General features: G+C 70.5%; 16 protein-coding genes. 10 read left to right on the top strand and 6 right to left on the bottom strand.

Annotated elements, in window-relative coordinates; genetic code table 11:
- The first annotated feature begins 252 nt into the window (after positions 1-252).
- The 3 genes from EYA84_RS02500 (at position 253) to EYA84_RS02490 (ending at position 2,113) form a co-directional block, all read left to right on the top strand.
- A complete protein-coding gene (locus EYA84_RS02500; protein WP_131051357.1) occupies positions 253-657 on the top strand; it encodes an endonuclease VII domain-containing protein in 405 nt (134 codons plus the stop codon).
- 67 nt (positions 658-724) lie between these two features.
- Positions 725-1,519 carry an endonuclease VII domain-containing protein gene (locus tag EYA84_RS02495; protein WP_131051356.1) on the top strand — a complete coding sequence of 265 codons (795 nt, stop codon included), beginning with the start codon at positions 725-727 and terminating at the stop codon, positions 1,517-1,519.
- 174 nt (positions 1,520-1,693) lie between these two features.
- Positions 1,694-2,113 carry a hypothetical protein gene (locus EYA84_RS02490; RefSeq protein ID WP_236145565.1) on the top strand — a complete coding sequence of 140 codons (420 nt, stop codon included), beginning with the start codon at positions 1,694-1,696 and terminating at the stop codon, positions 2,111-2,113.
- Positions 2,114-2,765: 652 nt separating this feature from the next.
- On the opposite strand, the gene EYA84_RS02485 is transcribed toward EYA84_RS02490, so the two are convergent.
- From EYA84_RS02485 to EYA84_RS02470, 4 genes are all read right to left on the bottom strand, one after another.
- Positions 2,766-3,293 (bottom strand): hypothetical protein, encoded by a 528-nt coding sequence (locus EYA84_RS02485; RefSeq protein WP_201272274.1) that lies wholly within the window; start codon positions 3,291-3,293, stop codon positions 2,766-2,768.
- A 103-nt stretch (positions 3,294-3,396) separates the two neighbouring features.
- Positions 3,397-3,975 carry a hypothetical protein gene (locus EYA84_RS02480; protein WP_131051355.1) on the bottom strand — a complete coding sequence of 193 codons (579 nt, stop codon included), beginning with the start codon at positions 3,973-3,975 and terminating at the stop codon, positions 3,397-3,399.
- Positions 3,972-5,309, bottom strand: a complete 1,338-nt coding sequence (locus tag EYA84_RS02475; protein ID WP_131051354.1) for a hypothetical protein — start codon at positions 5,307-5,309, stop codon at positions 3,972-3,974. The genes EYA84_RS02480 and EYA84_RS02475 overlap by 4 nt, the downstream gene beginning before the upstream one ends.
- Positions 5,306-6,073, bottom strand: a complete 768-nt coding sequence (locus tag EYA84_RS02470) for an ABC transporter ATP-binding protein (RefSeq protein ID WP_131051353.1) — start codon at positions 6,071-6,073, stop codon at positions 5,306-5,308. Before EYA84_RS02470 ends, EYA84_RS02475 begins: the two co-directional genes overlap by 4 nt.
- Positions 6,074-6,259: 186 nt before the next feature.
- Here EYA84_RS02470 and EYA84_RS02465 point away from each other — a divergent pair, with 186 nt between their 5' ends.
- Positions 6,260-7,477, top strand: coding sequence for a sensor histidine kinase (locus tag EYA84_RS02465; RefSeq protein ID WP_131051352.1), 1,218 nt, complete (start codon positions 6,260-6,262; stop codon positions 7,475-7,477).
- Positions 7,474-8,142: a response regulator transcription factor gene (locus EYA84_RS02460; RefSeq protein ID WP_131051351.1), complete on the top strand. Its 669-nt coding sequence runs from the start codon at positions 7,474-7,476 to the stop codon at positions 8,140-8,142. The genes EYA84_RS02465 and EYA84_RS02460 overlap by 4 nt, the downstream gene beginning before the upstream one ends.
- A 22-nt stretch (positions 8,143-8,164) precedes the next feature.
- Here the strand turns inward: EYA84_RS02460 and EYA84_RS02455 are convergent, their stop codons facing one another.
- Entirely contained in the window at positions 8,165-8,731 is a 567-nt protein-coding gene (locus tag EYA84_RS02455) for a TetR/AcrR family transcriptional regulator (protein ID WP_236145564.1), read from the bottom strand.
- 121 nt (positions 8,732-8,852) lie between these two features.
- On the opposite strand from EYA84_RS02455, the gene EYA84_RS02450 reads away from it, so the two are divergent.
- The gene (locus EYA84_RS02450; protein ID WP_131051349.1) at positions 8,853-9,875 is read left to right on the top strand and encodes an aldo/keto reductase; all 1,023 of its coding nucleotides are present in this window, start codon (positions 8,853-8,855) and stop codon (positions 9,873-9,875) included.
- A 46-nt stretch (positions 9,876-9,921) separates the two neighbouring features.
- Here the strand turns inward: EYA84_RS02450 and EYA84_RS02445 are convergent, their stop codons facing one another.
- Positions 9,922-10,572 carry a TetR/AcrR family transcriptional regulator gene (locus tag EYA84_RS02445; RefSeq protein WP_131051348.1) on the bottom strand — a complete coding sequence of 217 codons (651 nt, stop codon included), beginning with the start codon at positions 10,570-10,572 and terminating at the stop codon, positions 9,922-9,924.
- Between the two features lie 135 nt (positions 10,573-10,707).
- Between EYA84_RS02445 and EYA84_RS02440 the strand changes: the two genes are divergently transcribed.
- From EYA84_RS02440 to EYA84_RS02425, 4 genes are all read left to right on the top strand, one after another.
- Entirely contained in the window at positions 10,708-11,412 is a 705-nt protein-coding gene (locus EYA84_RS02440) for a hypothetical protein (RefSeq protein ID WP_131051347.1), read from the top strand.
- A 204-nt stretch (positions 11,413-11,616) separates the two neighbouring features.
- The gene (locus tag EYA84_RS02435; RefSeq protein WP_131051346.1) at positions 11,617-11,739 is read left to right on the top strand and encodes a 50S ribosomal protein L36; all 123 of its coding nucleotides are present in this window, start codon (positions 11,617-11,619) and stop codon (positions 11,737-11,739) included.
- 60 nt (positions 11,740-11,799) lie between these two features.
- Entirely contained in the window at positions 11,800-12,036 is a 237-nt protein-coding gene (locus EYA84_RS02430; protein ID WP_131051345.1) for a preprotein translocase YidC, read from the top strand.
- Between the two features lie 13 nt (positions 12,037-12,049).
- A partial coding sequence (locus EYA84_RS02425; protein ID WP_131051344.1) for an HAD-IC family P-type ATPase occupies positions 12,050-13,326 on the top strand: 1,277 nt, incomplete at its 3' end.

Here is a 13,326-nt window from a genome sequence, read left to right as displayed (position 1 = left end):
TGCCGCCTCATCCGGCGACCGTGTTGAAGGCCATGAACGCCGGCCAGGTGTAGAGGCCGTGATCGCCCCATTGACGGCACGTGCCTGTTCCGTGGCTGGTCCACATCATGCGGTGGCAAACCGCGTAGCGGCGCGGCAGCCGATCGCCCGACCTTGATGGCGGCCAACCGCTCCGCGATCGCCACGGCCTCTCGACGACGGGAGAGGACCGGTGGCGGTGAACTTGTCGGACCGTGCTGCTAGAACCAGGACGTGGAGACCAGCCCGGCAGTCAAGATCTGCATGACGTGCACAGAGGCCAAGGACACGTCCTGTTTTTATCGCGATCGGCATCAGCCGGACGGGAGAGACCGGCGCTGCAAGGACTGCACCCGCAAGTACCGAAGGCCCTACGACGCCCTGCAAACGGTAGCGCGCAAGTACGGCGTCTCCCTCGAGCAGTACGAAGAGGCACTGGAGAAGCAGGCAGGAGTCTGCGCCATTTGTCGGCAACCGCCCGTACGGGGTGTGCTCGTGGTCGACCATTGTCACGAATCCGGATTGTTCCGCGGATTGGTCTGCGGGGCTCACAACACCGGCATCGGGCTCCTGGGCGACTCGCTCGCCACCTTGCTCAGAGCCCGCGCCTACCTCGAGAGCAGCGCCCGTGAAAACTAGGACGTGCGCCCGATGCGGCGACCTTCGCAGCGACTTCAGCGCCAAGTCAAGCTACTGCCGTCCCTGCGTGACCATCCGCAAACGAGCGGAAGCGCTGGCGAAGTTCGGTCTCACACTCGAGGACTTCGATCGAATGACGCGGCAACTCGGAGGGCTCTGCCCGGTATGCGGTCAGGATCCCAGTACTCTGGAAAAGGGATGGGCGATCGACCACTGCCATGAAACAGGGCGCTTCCGCGGCCTCATCTGCGCCCGATGCAACGCCGGCATCGGCGCGCTCGGCGACTCCGTCACCGCAATTGGCAGCGCCATCAACTACCTGCTGGACTTCTACCGGGCGAACCCCGGAGCATGGGCTGCACACATTGCCGTGCACCCCGAGGACGAGGAGATTTTGGGTCCGGCGACCGCCGAGCCCGTCTTCTGGTCGAAGGTATGTGACAACTGCGGCGCACCACTGCTGGCCAAACACGGTCTCGGGAGACGGTTCTGTAATCACAAATGCAGGACCGAGGGAATGCGCAGCCGCGAATCGACCTGCCCCACATGTTCGACCACCTTCAGGTCGCCTGACCGCAACAAGATTTACTGCAGCACCAAGTGCTATCGCCCCGCGCGCCGGAACCGCGCCTTCAGCCGCCCGCCGTGCAAGACATGTGGCAACGAGTTCATCGCAAAGAGCGCAAGGCAACTCTACTGCAGCCCGCGCTTCTTTGAGAAGAGCCGACCCTTGCCGCTGCTGATCGCCTGCCGGAACTGCGCAACGGCGTTTCGGGCGCGCGACAAACGCCGCCAGTATTGCAGCACGTCGTGCGCATACAACGGAATGAAGAAAATGCGCAGGCAAGCCGAAACCCCGTGATAATGGCCTCGGCCGCATGCCCTGCCGTTCTCACGGTGGTCCGTTCATCCCGGCCAGCATTGAACCGGCAAAGCCATCAGCGCGGGTGGTTAGCCTCGGCCGGTCTTGCTCAACGGGGTCGAATAATTGGGCCGAGCTGCACGCCGTGCGGGTGCAGGAACTTGACGACACGCATTGCTCCACCTGCTGTGGAGCGCGGCCCTCGCCGATCGACGTTCTTCGTCCGGCGACGCGGCTGGCGCCCGCGATTCAGGGAGCGAGCGACTCGGCAGGCATCCCGGCCGCAGCGCTGCTCGGCTCGGTGGGCCCGCTGACGGCGCCATTTTCCTGGCGTACGGGTTGACCCGTGCCACCTACATCGGCACCGAAGCGGCCAGCGCGCTGGCTATGCACGGCGCGAAGATCGCTGCGTACGGCGCGGGCGCTTTGCTCGACGGCAGAGTACTGCTGTTCAGGCGGGCGCTCACGCCCGCGGCGCTGCTGGGCGCGTGGGCGGGCCGCAGGACGGTGGGGCGGATCAGCGACCGGTTGTTCGTCGGCCTCGTGGAGGCCGGGCTGATCGTCGCTGGTCTGATGTTCCTGATCGGTTTCTGAGCACCTGCCCGCGCCCTCGGCCCTCTTCCGGGGGATGTGACGCCGCGTGCGCGCCGCCACGGCGGCGCCCGCGTGGTCGGATCCGGCTTCCGGTGCCCCAGCAGCACCCGCGACAGGCCGTGGTGACAGGCCGCGCCGACGACCTCGCCCTCCCCGGCGACCTCACCACCCGACGCATCCACCCAGCCCGCACAGCCAAACTCGCCACGCTGCTGGCCCACGCTCTCACGGCACCGTAAACTGACGCGGCACGGCACCTTCACCGGATCTCGGCAAGGACGGGTCAATCCGACCGAGGCACGGCCTGAGCAGGGCTTACGCCCGTTCTGCTGATCTTCGGCAAGCGAGCACAGCCATGCGCATGTGCGACCCAATACCACGAAAACAAAATAGAAAACCGCAGGTAGTCAGCCTCCGGGTACAGATAGAGCGTCGTCTTAGGAAACCGATGCTCTATCCCCTGAGCTACGAGGGCCGGACGATCAACGCCGCTCGGCGGCGGCTGTCAGCGTACCGCAGGAAGCTCCTGGGGTGATCAGCGCTGGCACCGCGACCAGCGGATCACACACCGACCGCACGTCCCCGGGCGGACCCGGTTGGCGTCGGGAAGTCGAGACGGACCGGAGGGGACCACCACCGCGGGGACGCGTCCTCAGTCAGTGCTGCCTTGATAGTGCACCGCAGGCCGCTGCCGGCTGCGGCGCAGGTCCTGGACGAGCCGTGGTGATCGTCCTCGGGCGACCTGCGACAACCAGGTGCGCAGCGGGTAGCTCAGCCTCACCACGAAGTAGTTCACATACTCGAGCACACCGAACAGCCAGATTCCGACCACCAGGGCGCTCATGGCGAGGGAGTCCGGGAACCATACGAGCACCCCGACCAGACCGCCGGCGAGGATGGCCACATCGACCACGCGAAATACGCGATACACCGCCGCGAGCCCGCGCGGCATGTGGCCCGTCCCGATCCAGCGACGCGCGAGCAGCCAGTACGCCCCGCCCTGAATCAGGATCAGCAGGAGCGGAACGAGCGCGGACCACAGAGCGCGTACATCCGTCGGGTCTGCGAATCGTGGTGTGACCCGCCATGCCACCACGGCGAACACCACGACGGAAACGAGCTCCCCGCTGCCGATACTCACATACCGCTGCCGCATCTTCTTGTGCTGCTGGGAGGACACCGGTCGAGTATGCGCTGCGCCGCGGATCTCCCAGCGAACAGCCCATCGACCGGCGACCCGCCGGACCACGGGCGCCGAGCGACGGACCACGGGCGGAACGGGGTCAGCTGACCGGGCTGATCAGGCGGGGACCACGGATCACGTAGGCGCTCACACCGATCACCGCGAGAACCCCTGCGGTCACCGTGGCCGCGACACTGTCCGACGGCTGGCCCGCCCAGGTGAGCAGGTACAGCGCGAATGGTTCCGGGACGGCCGGGATGGCGGCGGACACGCAGCCCGTGACCACCGGCAGCGTCCAGGCCAGTCGCCGCCCGAACACCACCACCGCCAGGGCGGCTAGCCCGACGAAGCCCGCCGCGTCCCGCAGGACGATGCCGACCGGCGCCGTCGTCACGGCCGTCACCACGGCGGACGCGACCACGAAGATGGCGGCCAGGTGTGCCGCTCGGCGCGGGGCCCAGCGGATCGCGGCGGTCGCGTCCAGGGTGCCGTCCGGCCCGCCGAGGCCGTACCCGAGGACGGCCACGCCCAGTGCCAGGGCGAGGGCGGCGGTCGTCACGGCGTGGCTGGGGTGGGTCTGGATGGCGCCGAACCAGGCGAGAAGGGCCATCGCCGGCACCGCGAACAGCAGCCCGCCCGGCACCTCACGGGAGCGCAGGAACAGCAGCGTCGCCGTCATCGGTCGGCGCCGATGCCGAGGGCGGCTGCCTGGTCACCGCAGGTCAGGCCGGCAGCGCGGACGGCGGCGATCCGGCGTAGCTGCTCGTCGGCGGGGAGCGCGGTGAAGGTCTGCCACATCTGCTCCCGCACGGCCTGTTCGTCCCCGAAGAGGCTCTGACCGGGCACCGGGTGAGTGCCGTGCAGCCAGGCCGCCGCCACGGAGCGGGCGCGCAGCACGTCGAGGTACGCGTCGTCGTCGGCGCGGACGCAGAGCGGCGTACCGGCACCGGCCAGGATGCGGGCGGTCAGCTCGGCGGGATCGTCGGTGGCACCGAGGTTGTCGGTGTCCACCCACGCCTCGGAAGCTGGCTGTGGGCGGTCGCGGCCGGGTGCCGCCTCGTGGACCGAGGTCGGCGCGTCCGGCAGCGTGGCCATCATGCGCAGTGCTTCCCGGGCCGGTGCGACGAGAGCGGGCAGCTCCCGGCTGTGGGCGGCGGTGACGCAGACCCGTGGCCCGTCGTCGGTGGTGCAGACCTCGGCGACTGCGGCCGGGTCGACCGGGAACGCCTCCTCCAGCGGGACGGTCAGCATCGGCGCGGCGAGCGCCAGGCCGAGTGCCGGCGGGACGACGGCGAGCAGCCGTACCAGCGGGTTCCTCACGAGGAACAGCACCAGTCCCCCGGCGGCCAACCCACCGAACCACCAGGCCTGGCCCGCGCTCACCGCGCTGGCGACCATCTCGAACTCGGAGATCGTGCTGGTGAAGAAGGGCAGCAGGAGGGCCGCGCCGGGGTCCGTGGCCTCGCTGGGCCGGGTCAGCTCGATCGCCGCGAGAAGTCCGGCGAGACCACCCACACCCAGGACCGCAGGGGTGTACGCGAACGGCAGCAACCGGCCCACGCCGAGGCCGAGCCACCCGGCGGCGACCAGGGCCAGTACGCCGACCAGCGTCACCGCCGGCCAACCGGTGCCCGGGTACCCGGCGGTGGCGGCGACCTTCGGTGCCCCGCCGAGCAGCACGAGCAGGAAACCGGCAGCGAGGCAGGCCGCCGTGACCACGGCGAACGGGCCGGTGCGCCGCCAGCGGGGAGCCGGTGTGGTGCCGAGCAGTTCCTCGATCCGGTGGCGTCGGTCCCGGCCGGCCTGCCAGGCGCCGGCCGCCAGCGCCAGCGGCCAGAGAATCACCAGCATGATGCGCTGGAAGACGGCGAGGAGGTTCCACTGCTGGTCCCAGAGGGCGGTCTGCCCGGTGAACGCGAGCACATAGAGTCCCGCCACGCCGAGCGCGGCGGTCACGGCACCCGCGAGAAGCGCGTCGGAACGGCGTAGCTCGATCCGGAGGATGCGGTTCACGGCGCCACCACCAGTCCGGCGCGGTGCCGCCCGATCAGCGCCGAGTAGCCGCGTTCGATCGGGCTGTCCCCGGCGTCGCCGGGACCGCCGGCCGCCGCGATGTCGTCCGGCGTGCCGTGGAACACGATCCGGCCGGCGTCGGCGAGTACGACGCTGGTGCAGGCGGCGGCCACATCCTCGACGAGGTGGGTCGAGACGACGACGCAGGAGCGTTCGCCGAGGTCACGCAGCAGGGCCCGGAAGTCGAGCCGCTGCTGCGGGTCGAGGCCCACGGTCGGCTCGTCGAGCAGCAGCAGGTCCGGCTCGTTCACGATCGCCTGGGCGATGCCGGCGCGTCGCAGCATGCCACCGGAGAGCGCCTTCATCCGGGAGTCGGCCCGGTCGGTCAGACCGACCCGCTCGATCGCGTGGCGTACGGCACGGCGACGTCGGCCGCCGGGTACGTCCTTGGTCCACGCCATGTACTCGACGAACTCGGACACGGTGAAGCGCGGGTAGTAGCCGAACTCCTGGGGCAGGTAGCCCAGGCCACGCCGCACCGCCCGCAGGTCGGGCCGCGAATCCATCGACTGTCCCCGCAACCGGAGCCGACCCGCGTACGGGGGCAGCACGGTGGCCAGCGCCCGGATCAGGGTGGTCTTGCCGGCGCCGTTCGGGCCGAGCAGCCCGTGGACGCCGGGACCCAGGTCCAGGTCGACGCCGTCGACGGCCACGTACCGGCCGGTTCTCACTCGCAGGCCCTCGGCCTGCACTGTCGTTGCCACGATCTTCTCCGCTCGTCTGTTCGGTGCGGTGTCGATCGTGCGTTGCCGGGGCGGGCGCACACCTCGGCCGTGTTGCCGAGCGATCCGGCGGGGAGTCGGCCGAAAGAACTACGCCGCCTGCACGCCGGTGTCGTACCGTGGCCTTCCGTGTTCGTTATCTTTCCGGGCCCTCGCAGGTCACAGCGGGTGACGGCGGGTCTGCTCGCCGCCGTGGCGGCGGTCCTCGTCGTCCTCGAAGGGCTGGACGGCCCCACCCTGCCCGCCACGCTCGGCCTGATCGTCAGCGGGCTGCTCGCGGTCGCCGTGGTGCTGCTCGCCGAGGCCCGCCCGATCGCCCTCGCCGTGGCGGCGGCGGTCTCTCTCGCGGTCTCGGCCGCCTTCGGGCTCGTGCCGACGCTCCGCCCGGAGCACACCTTCGGCATCGTGGAACTCGCCGTGCTCTCGGTGGCGGTGATCCGCCTGGTCATGCAGCATCCGCTCCGGCGCGCGGCGGGTCCGGCCGCCCTGGCGATCCTCGCGATCGCCGTGCTGCCGACCCGGGTCCTGCTCCATCCGGTCAACGCGGGAACGATGTCGCAGTACGGCGACGTGCTCGTCGTCGCGCTGACCGCCTGGGTGCTGTTCCTGGCGCTGCTCGGCCTCTATCTGCGCCTGCTGGAGCGCCGCCGGGCCGACCTCGACCGGCTGGCCCGGCAGGCGGAGCGCATGGACCACGCCCGCGACCTGCACGACTACGTCGCCCATCACGTGACCGCGATCGTCGCGCAGACGCGTGCCATCCGATTCGTCACGAGTTCCGGTGCCGCGCCGTCGGCCGAGGATCTGGACGAGTTGCTGGCCGGCGTCGAACAAGCCGGCGGGCAGGCCCTCACCTCGATGCGCAAGCTCGTCGGCATCCTGCGCGACGAGACACCCGCCACCGCGACCGCGCATGCCGGTCTGGACGAGATGCTCACCGAGGTCGTCGGCACCCTGACGCCTGGACATCCCCCGCCGACGGTCTCGGTCGACGAGGCGCTGTCCGACCGGCCGTGGCCCCCGGCCAGCCTCGACGCGGCGCACCATACCGTCCTGGAGGCCCTGACGAACGTGTTGCGCCACACCAGCGGAACGACCCGGATCGACATCCGGGTCCGGGTCCACCCCGATCGACCCGATCACGCCGAGGTGATGGTCGAGAACGACGGCCGTCCGACCGTGTCGCCGCTACCGGCTGGCGGCTTCGGCCTGACCGGCCTCGGCGAGCGGGTACGCGCCGCAGGCGGTGACCTCTCGGCCGGGTCGGTCGAGTCAGGTTGGCGGGTCACCGCCGTCCTGCCGATCACCGACCGCCCTGCGACGGGTCGATGGCGATCGGAGCTGCGCCGGGCAGCATCCGGAACAGCCGTGAAGGAGCTCAGATGACGATCCGACTTCTGCTCGCCGACGACCAGGACATGATCCGTACGGCGTTCCGCATGATCCTCACCACCCAGCCGGACATCGAGGTGGTGGCCGAGGCGGCGGACGGCGAGGCCGCCGTGGACCAGGCCCGCCGGCTCCGCCCCGACGTGTGCCTGCTCGACATCCGAATGCCGAAGCTCGACGGCCTCGAAGCGACCCGGCTGCTGGCCGGTCCGGGTGTCCGGAACCCGCTGAACGTCCTCATCGTGACCACCTTCGACCTAGACGAGTACGTGTACCGGGCGCTCCGCAACGGCGCCTGCGGGTTCCTGCTCAAGGACACGTCACCCAACCTGCTGGTGGAGGCGGTACGCGCCGCCGCCGCCGGGACCTCGCTGATCTCCCCGGCGGTGACCGTACGTCTGCTGTCGCACCTGGCACCGCGCCGAGGGGACGAACCCGAGACGCCGGAGGCGCCCCCCACCGAGCCGCTCACCGAACGCGAACTCGCCGTGGTCCGGCTCGTGGCGCACGGGAACACCAACGACGAGATCGCCGGACGGCTCTTCGTGACGCTGTCGACGGTCAAGACGCACCTGGCCAACGTGCAGCGCAAGCTCGCCGTTCGCAACCGCGTCGAGATCGCCGCCTGGGCATGGCGCAACGACGTCTGCTCCCCGCTCTGACGAAGGCCCTTTCCCCGTGGTCTCAGCGCTGCACGTCACCGGACCGTAGGCCGTTGACCAGGAGCGCGACCATGCGACGCGCGTAGTCGGGCTCCTCGTCCGGCATCGGCGCGCACAGCTTCGCGACCGCATAGATCAGGTCCTGCGGGCTGACCTCGGCCCGGATCTCGCCGGCCGCCGTCGCGCTGTCGAGCAGGGATTCGAGGGGCAGGCCCAGCTTCTCCATCAGATAGCCGGAGAGGCCGTCGTACGCCGGATTGCCGGAGTGCAACGCCGCGGCGAAGCCTCGTTTGGTCGCGACGAGCGCGGCGAGGCGGTCGAGCCACCCGGCGAGGGCGGCCAGCGGCTCGTGTGCGGCGGCCAGCGCCGGGCCCGCGTCGGCGCAGGCGTCGATCTCCCGCTCGATCACCGCTTTGATCAGGTCGGAGCGCTGGGGAAAGTGCCGGTAGAGCGTGCCGACCCCGACGCCGGCCAGATCGGTGATCTCCTTCGCGGGCGCGTCCACGCCGGCGGTGCCGAAGACCGTCTTCGCCGCGTCGAGCAGCGCGTCGACGTTGCGCTGCGCGTCGGTGCGCTTCCGGCGCGGCACCCGCCCGACCGCCTGTGGACCAGCCTCCGACACATCAACCCCCTTGCTGTTCCGGAAAGCTGTTCCGTATAGTTCCGGAAAACCATTCCGCTTTACCTGACAATACCGCGAGGAGACGATCATGCACTACCGCTCCCTGGGCCGGACCGGCATCAAGGTCAGTCCGTACGCGCTCGGCGCGCTGATGTTCGCCACCCAGGTCGGCAACCCCGACCCGCAGGACTCGGTCCGGGTGATCCACAAGGCACTCGACGCCGGCGTCAACCTCATCGACACCTCCGACGCGTACGGCGACTCGGAGGAGGTCGTCGGCCGGGCGCTCGTGGGGCGGCGGGACACCGTCGTCCTGGCCACCAAGTTCAGTCGGCCGACGGGCACCGACCCCAACCAGCAGGGCACGTCCCGACGCTGGATCATGACCGCGATCGAGGACTCCCTGCGCCGCCTGCGCACCGACCACATCGACCTGTACCAGGTGCACCGGCTGGACCCGGACACCGACATCGAGGAGACGCTCTCCGCGCTCACCGACCTGATCCGCGCCGGAAAGGTGCGGGCGATCGGATCGTCCAACACCCCGGCCGGTGACATCGTCGAGGCGCAGACGATCGCCGAACGACGCGGACTGGCACGGTTCCGCACCGAGCAGTCGCCGTACTCGATCCTCAACCGTGGCATCGAGAACGAGGTGCTGCCGACCGCCCAGCGCTACGGGATGGGCACGTTGGTCTGGGGCCCGCTCGGCCAGGGGATGCTCACCGGCCGGGTACGCAAGGGCGAGCAGAACGACCTGCGGCGGGCCCACCTCTTCCGCCACCTCACCGACGTACGCCGGATCGACGTCGTCGAACGGCTCGTCCCGCTCGCCGAGGAGGTCGGCGTGCCGCTGACCCACCTCGCCATGGCCTTCGCCATCGCGCACCCGGGCGTGACCAGCGCGCTGCTGGGTGCCCGCACCCTGGACCAGCTCGACGGCCTGCTCGACGGCGTCGACGTCGCGCTCTCCGACGACGTCCTCGACCGGATCGACGAGATCGTCCCGCCCGGCACCGACGTCACCCGACTCGACCAGGCATACGTGCCGCCGGCCCTGATCGAACCCGCCCTACGCCGCCGCCCGGTCGACGAGCGCCGCGCCGCGTGAGCCGGGCAGGGCGCGCGTCGCGCGAGCCGGGGAGGGCGGACGGAGATCAACGCGCGCCGTAGGCGCGGATGAAGGCGCGTACGCCGTCGATCATGGTCTTTCTGACCCGGTCGGGATCGACGCGGGCCGGGTCGGGCTGCTGGTTGTAGGCCAACAGGACGGTCAGCGCGAAGAGGTGCTCGGTGGCCAGACGCGGGTCGTCGGTCTCCAGCAGGCCGGCCTCGGCGAAGCCGGCGACGTACTCCGCCATCAACTCCTCGGCCATGTCGGTCGACACGTCGTCGCTGGCGGTGGGGGTACGCAGGCGCTCCTGGGCGGCGAGGGCGAAGGCGGCGGCGTAGTCGGCGGACCCGACCATCGTCGTGCCGAAGTCGACGAGCAGTGCGGTCAGGGCCTCTTCGAGTCGGGCGACCGTGGTGATCGGCACCTCGGCGGCGAGGTGCTCGTCGAAGGCGTGATGGGCGGAGGCCAGCAGCGAGTCGGAGGCGTCCGCGAGGATGGCCAGGAAGAGACGCCGCTTGTCGCCGAAGTAGTCGTAGACGGTGGCCTTGGAGACCTTTGCCTCGGCCGCGACGGCGTCCATGCTCACCCGGTCGACGCCCTGCCGGACGAACAGCTCGCGCGCCGCCGCGAGGACCGCCTTCCGTTTGGCCGCCGCCCTCTCCCGCACCGGCTTCTCGGCCTGACCTGCGTCCACTGACCTCGCTCCTCGTCATCGTTGTGTCCACCCAAGTGAACTATACCGTTCAGTCTTGCCCTACTGAACTGAACCGTTTAGTTTTTGTCGAGCGTCGGTCCGACGCCACCACTCGACAGAGAGCACGAGAGAGCCATGCCCACAGCACCAGCCGTCCTGGGAGCCATCGCCGAAGCGCTGCTCGGGCGTACCGGCCGCGTCGAAGGCGTCACCGAGCCCTTTCCCGGCTTTCTCGACGTGCGCCTGCGTGCCGACCCACCACCTGGTGGCTGGCACCCCACCCAGGAACTCCAGTTCCGCGTCACCCCCACGCGCAGCCGCCGGTACAACATCCGCACCGTCGACCCGGACCATGCCGACCGCATCGGTCTCCTCGTCGCCACCCGCGCCAACGGACCGGGCACCACCTGGGCGAAGAATCTCCGCGCAGGCGCCGAGACCACGATCCTGGCGGGCCGGCACATACCCTTGCGGCTGCCCGGCACCCGGCGGCTCCACCTCGGTGACAGCTCCGCCCTCGGCACGATCGACGCCCACACCCACGACCGCACCGGCCACCTCGTGGCCGTCGAGGTCCCGCCGGCCGCCGTCGCGGCACTCGCACAGCGATGGCCCCACCACCACTTCGTCCCCGCCGGCCCGCTGCCGGGCGACGCGATGGAGCACTGGCTGGAGAGGGCGATCGACGCCGGCACTCTCGACGGCATCGACGGCGCCCTGCTGCTCGGCCATGCGCAGTCCCTGCAACGGCACCGCACACACCTGCTTCGGCGCCAGGTACTGACGCGGAGGGCCATCGTCACGAAGCCGTACTGGGCGACCGGCAAAGAAGGTCTGTGACCCGATCACCCTGGCCGACGATCGCGCGGCCCGCGCCGAAAGCGGCCAGGGCCGCCGCGAGACGGACCCCGGCCGCATCGAATCCTGCGGCCGGTCGCGGCCCCGCCGGGCCCGCATACCGCGTGTGGTGTCCGCAGGTACGGGTAGACGGGTCGCACGGCACGCGGCACCGCGTGCGGTCACCCGCTGGGGACGGGAGGGGCGATGAAGGTCAGGAGTTCGTTGCGGTCGTTGACGCGGAAGATGAACTCGATCGTGGTCCGCCGTCGGGGCAAGGTCGTCGTGGTCAACAAGAAGGACCCGCGCCAGAAGGCCCGACAGGGCTGACATTCCCCGCCACCGGAAAAGCGACGTCGCGGTGCAGACACCGCACGACAGGAGGCGACCGTGAGCTTCAGAGCGCGGGACGGCGAGCAGCCGGTCGATCCGGACCACGCCGAGGACGAAGCCGGTCAGGTGCCACTGGTCCAGGTCGAAGCGGATACCGAGGTGCCCGCGCCGGCCGACACCGACGTACGGCCGGACCTGGTCACCGAAGACAACGGGTCGGGGATGACGGGCGGTTCCTCGGGCAGCAGTGGCGGCGGTTCCAGCATGCCGGGGCACCCCGACGCCTCCCGCTGACGCGAGCCGTCGGATGCCTCAGCACGGCCGTCACCACGACGGCGGGCACGACAAACACGCCGGGCACGATCCGCACGCCGGGCACGATCCGGAGGCGTTCCGCCGGAAGTTCTGGCTGAGCCTGGCCCTGACCGTGCCCGTCGTGTTCACCAGCCCCATGGTGATGGACTGGTTCGGCTACCGGCTGGACTTCCCCGGCGTCGACCTGGTGGGACCGGTCCTCGGCACGGTGGTCTTCGGCTACGGCGGCTGGCCCTTCCTCCAGGGCGCGGTCCGCGAGGTCCGTGACCGCGCCCCCGGAATGATGCTGCTGATCGCCATGGCGATCACGGTCGCGTACGTGGCGTCGCTGGCCACCGCGTTCGGCGCGTTCGACCTGGACTTCTGGTGGGAACTGGCCGCGCTGGTCACCATCATGCTGCTCGGGCACTGGCAGGAGATGAAGGCGATCGGCCAGGCCCGTGGCGCCCTGTCGGCGCTTGCCGCGTTGCTGCCCGACGACGCGGAACGCCTCGACCCGCACGGCCGACCGCAGGCGGTCTCCGTGGCCGACCTGCGCGTCGGTGATCTGGTCCTGGTCCGGCCGGGCGGTCGGGTGCCGGCGGACGGGCAGGTCGTCGACGGCGCGGCCGAGATGGACGAGTCCATGATCACCGGGGAGTCCCGGCCGGTGTCCCGCTCGTCCGGCGACCGGGTGGTGGCGGGCACGGTTGCCACCGACGCGGCCCTGCGGGTACGGGTCGACGCGGTCGGCGACGACACCGCACTGGCCGGCATCCAACGACTGGTGGCGCAGGCCCAGCAGTCCGGCGGACGGGCGCAGGTGCTGGCGGACCGCTTCGCCGCCTGGCTGTTCTTCGTCGCCACCGCCACCGCCCTGGTCACCCTGCTGGTGTGGACGGTGCTCGGCAACCTGGACCAGGCGGTCGTGCGTACGGTGACGGTGCTGGTCATCGCCTGCCCGCACGCGCTCGGCCTGGCCATCCCGCTGGTGGTCGCCCTCTCCACGGCGGTCGCCGCGAAGGGTGGCATCCTGGTCAAGGACCGGTTGGCGCTGGAGCGGATGCGCACGGTGGACACCGTGCTGTTCGACAAGACCGGCACGCTGACCCGGGGCGAACACGTGGTCACCGACGTCGCCGCCACGAGCGGGTACCCCGCAGCGGACGGGGCCGGTGACGGCGCGCGGGACGTACTCGCCATCGCGGCGGCGGTGGAGGCGGACAGCGAGCATCCCCTGGCCCGGGCCATCGTGGCCTGGCTCGTATACACATCGGACGCTGCCGACGA

The organism is Verrucosispora sp. SN26_14.1 (assembly GCF_004307965.1).
Taxonomy (GTDB): domain Bacteria; phylum Actinomycetota; class Actinomycetes; order Mycobacteriales; family Micromonosporaceae; genus Micromonospora.
This window is presented reverse-complemented; position numbering and strand designations above follow the sequence as displayed.

Bases quoted from the DNA above. Each gene is read 5' to 3' on its own strand.
- EYA84_RS02480 (WP_131051355.1), bottom strand. From the start codon at position 3,975: ATGACGGCGACGCTGCTGTTCCTGCGCTCCCGTGAGGTGCCGGGCGGG.
- EYA84_RS02460 (WP_131051351.1), top strand. From the start codon at position 7,474: ATGACGATCCGACTTCTGCTCGCCGACGACCAGGACATGATCCGTACG.
- EYA84_RS02450 (WP_131051349.1), top strand. From the start codon at position 8,853: ATGCACTACCGCTCCCTGGGCCGGACCGGCATCAAGGTCAGTCCGTAC.
- EYA84_RS02440 (WP_131051347.1), top strand. From the start codon at position 10,708: ATGCCCACAGCACCAGCCGTCCTGGGAGCCATCGCCGAAGCGCTGCTC.
- EYA84_RS02435 (WP_131051346.1), top strand. From the start codon at position 11,617: ATGAAGGTCAGGAGTTCGTTGCGGTCGTTGACGCGGAAGATGAACTCG.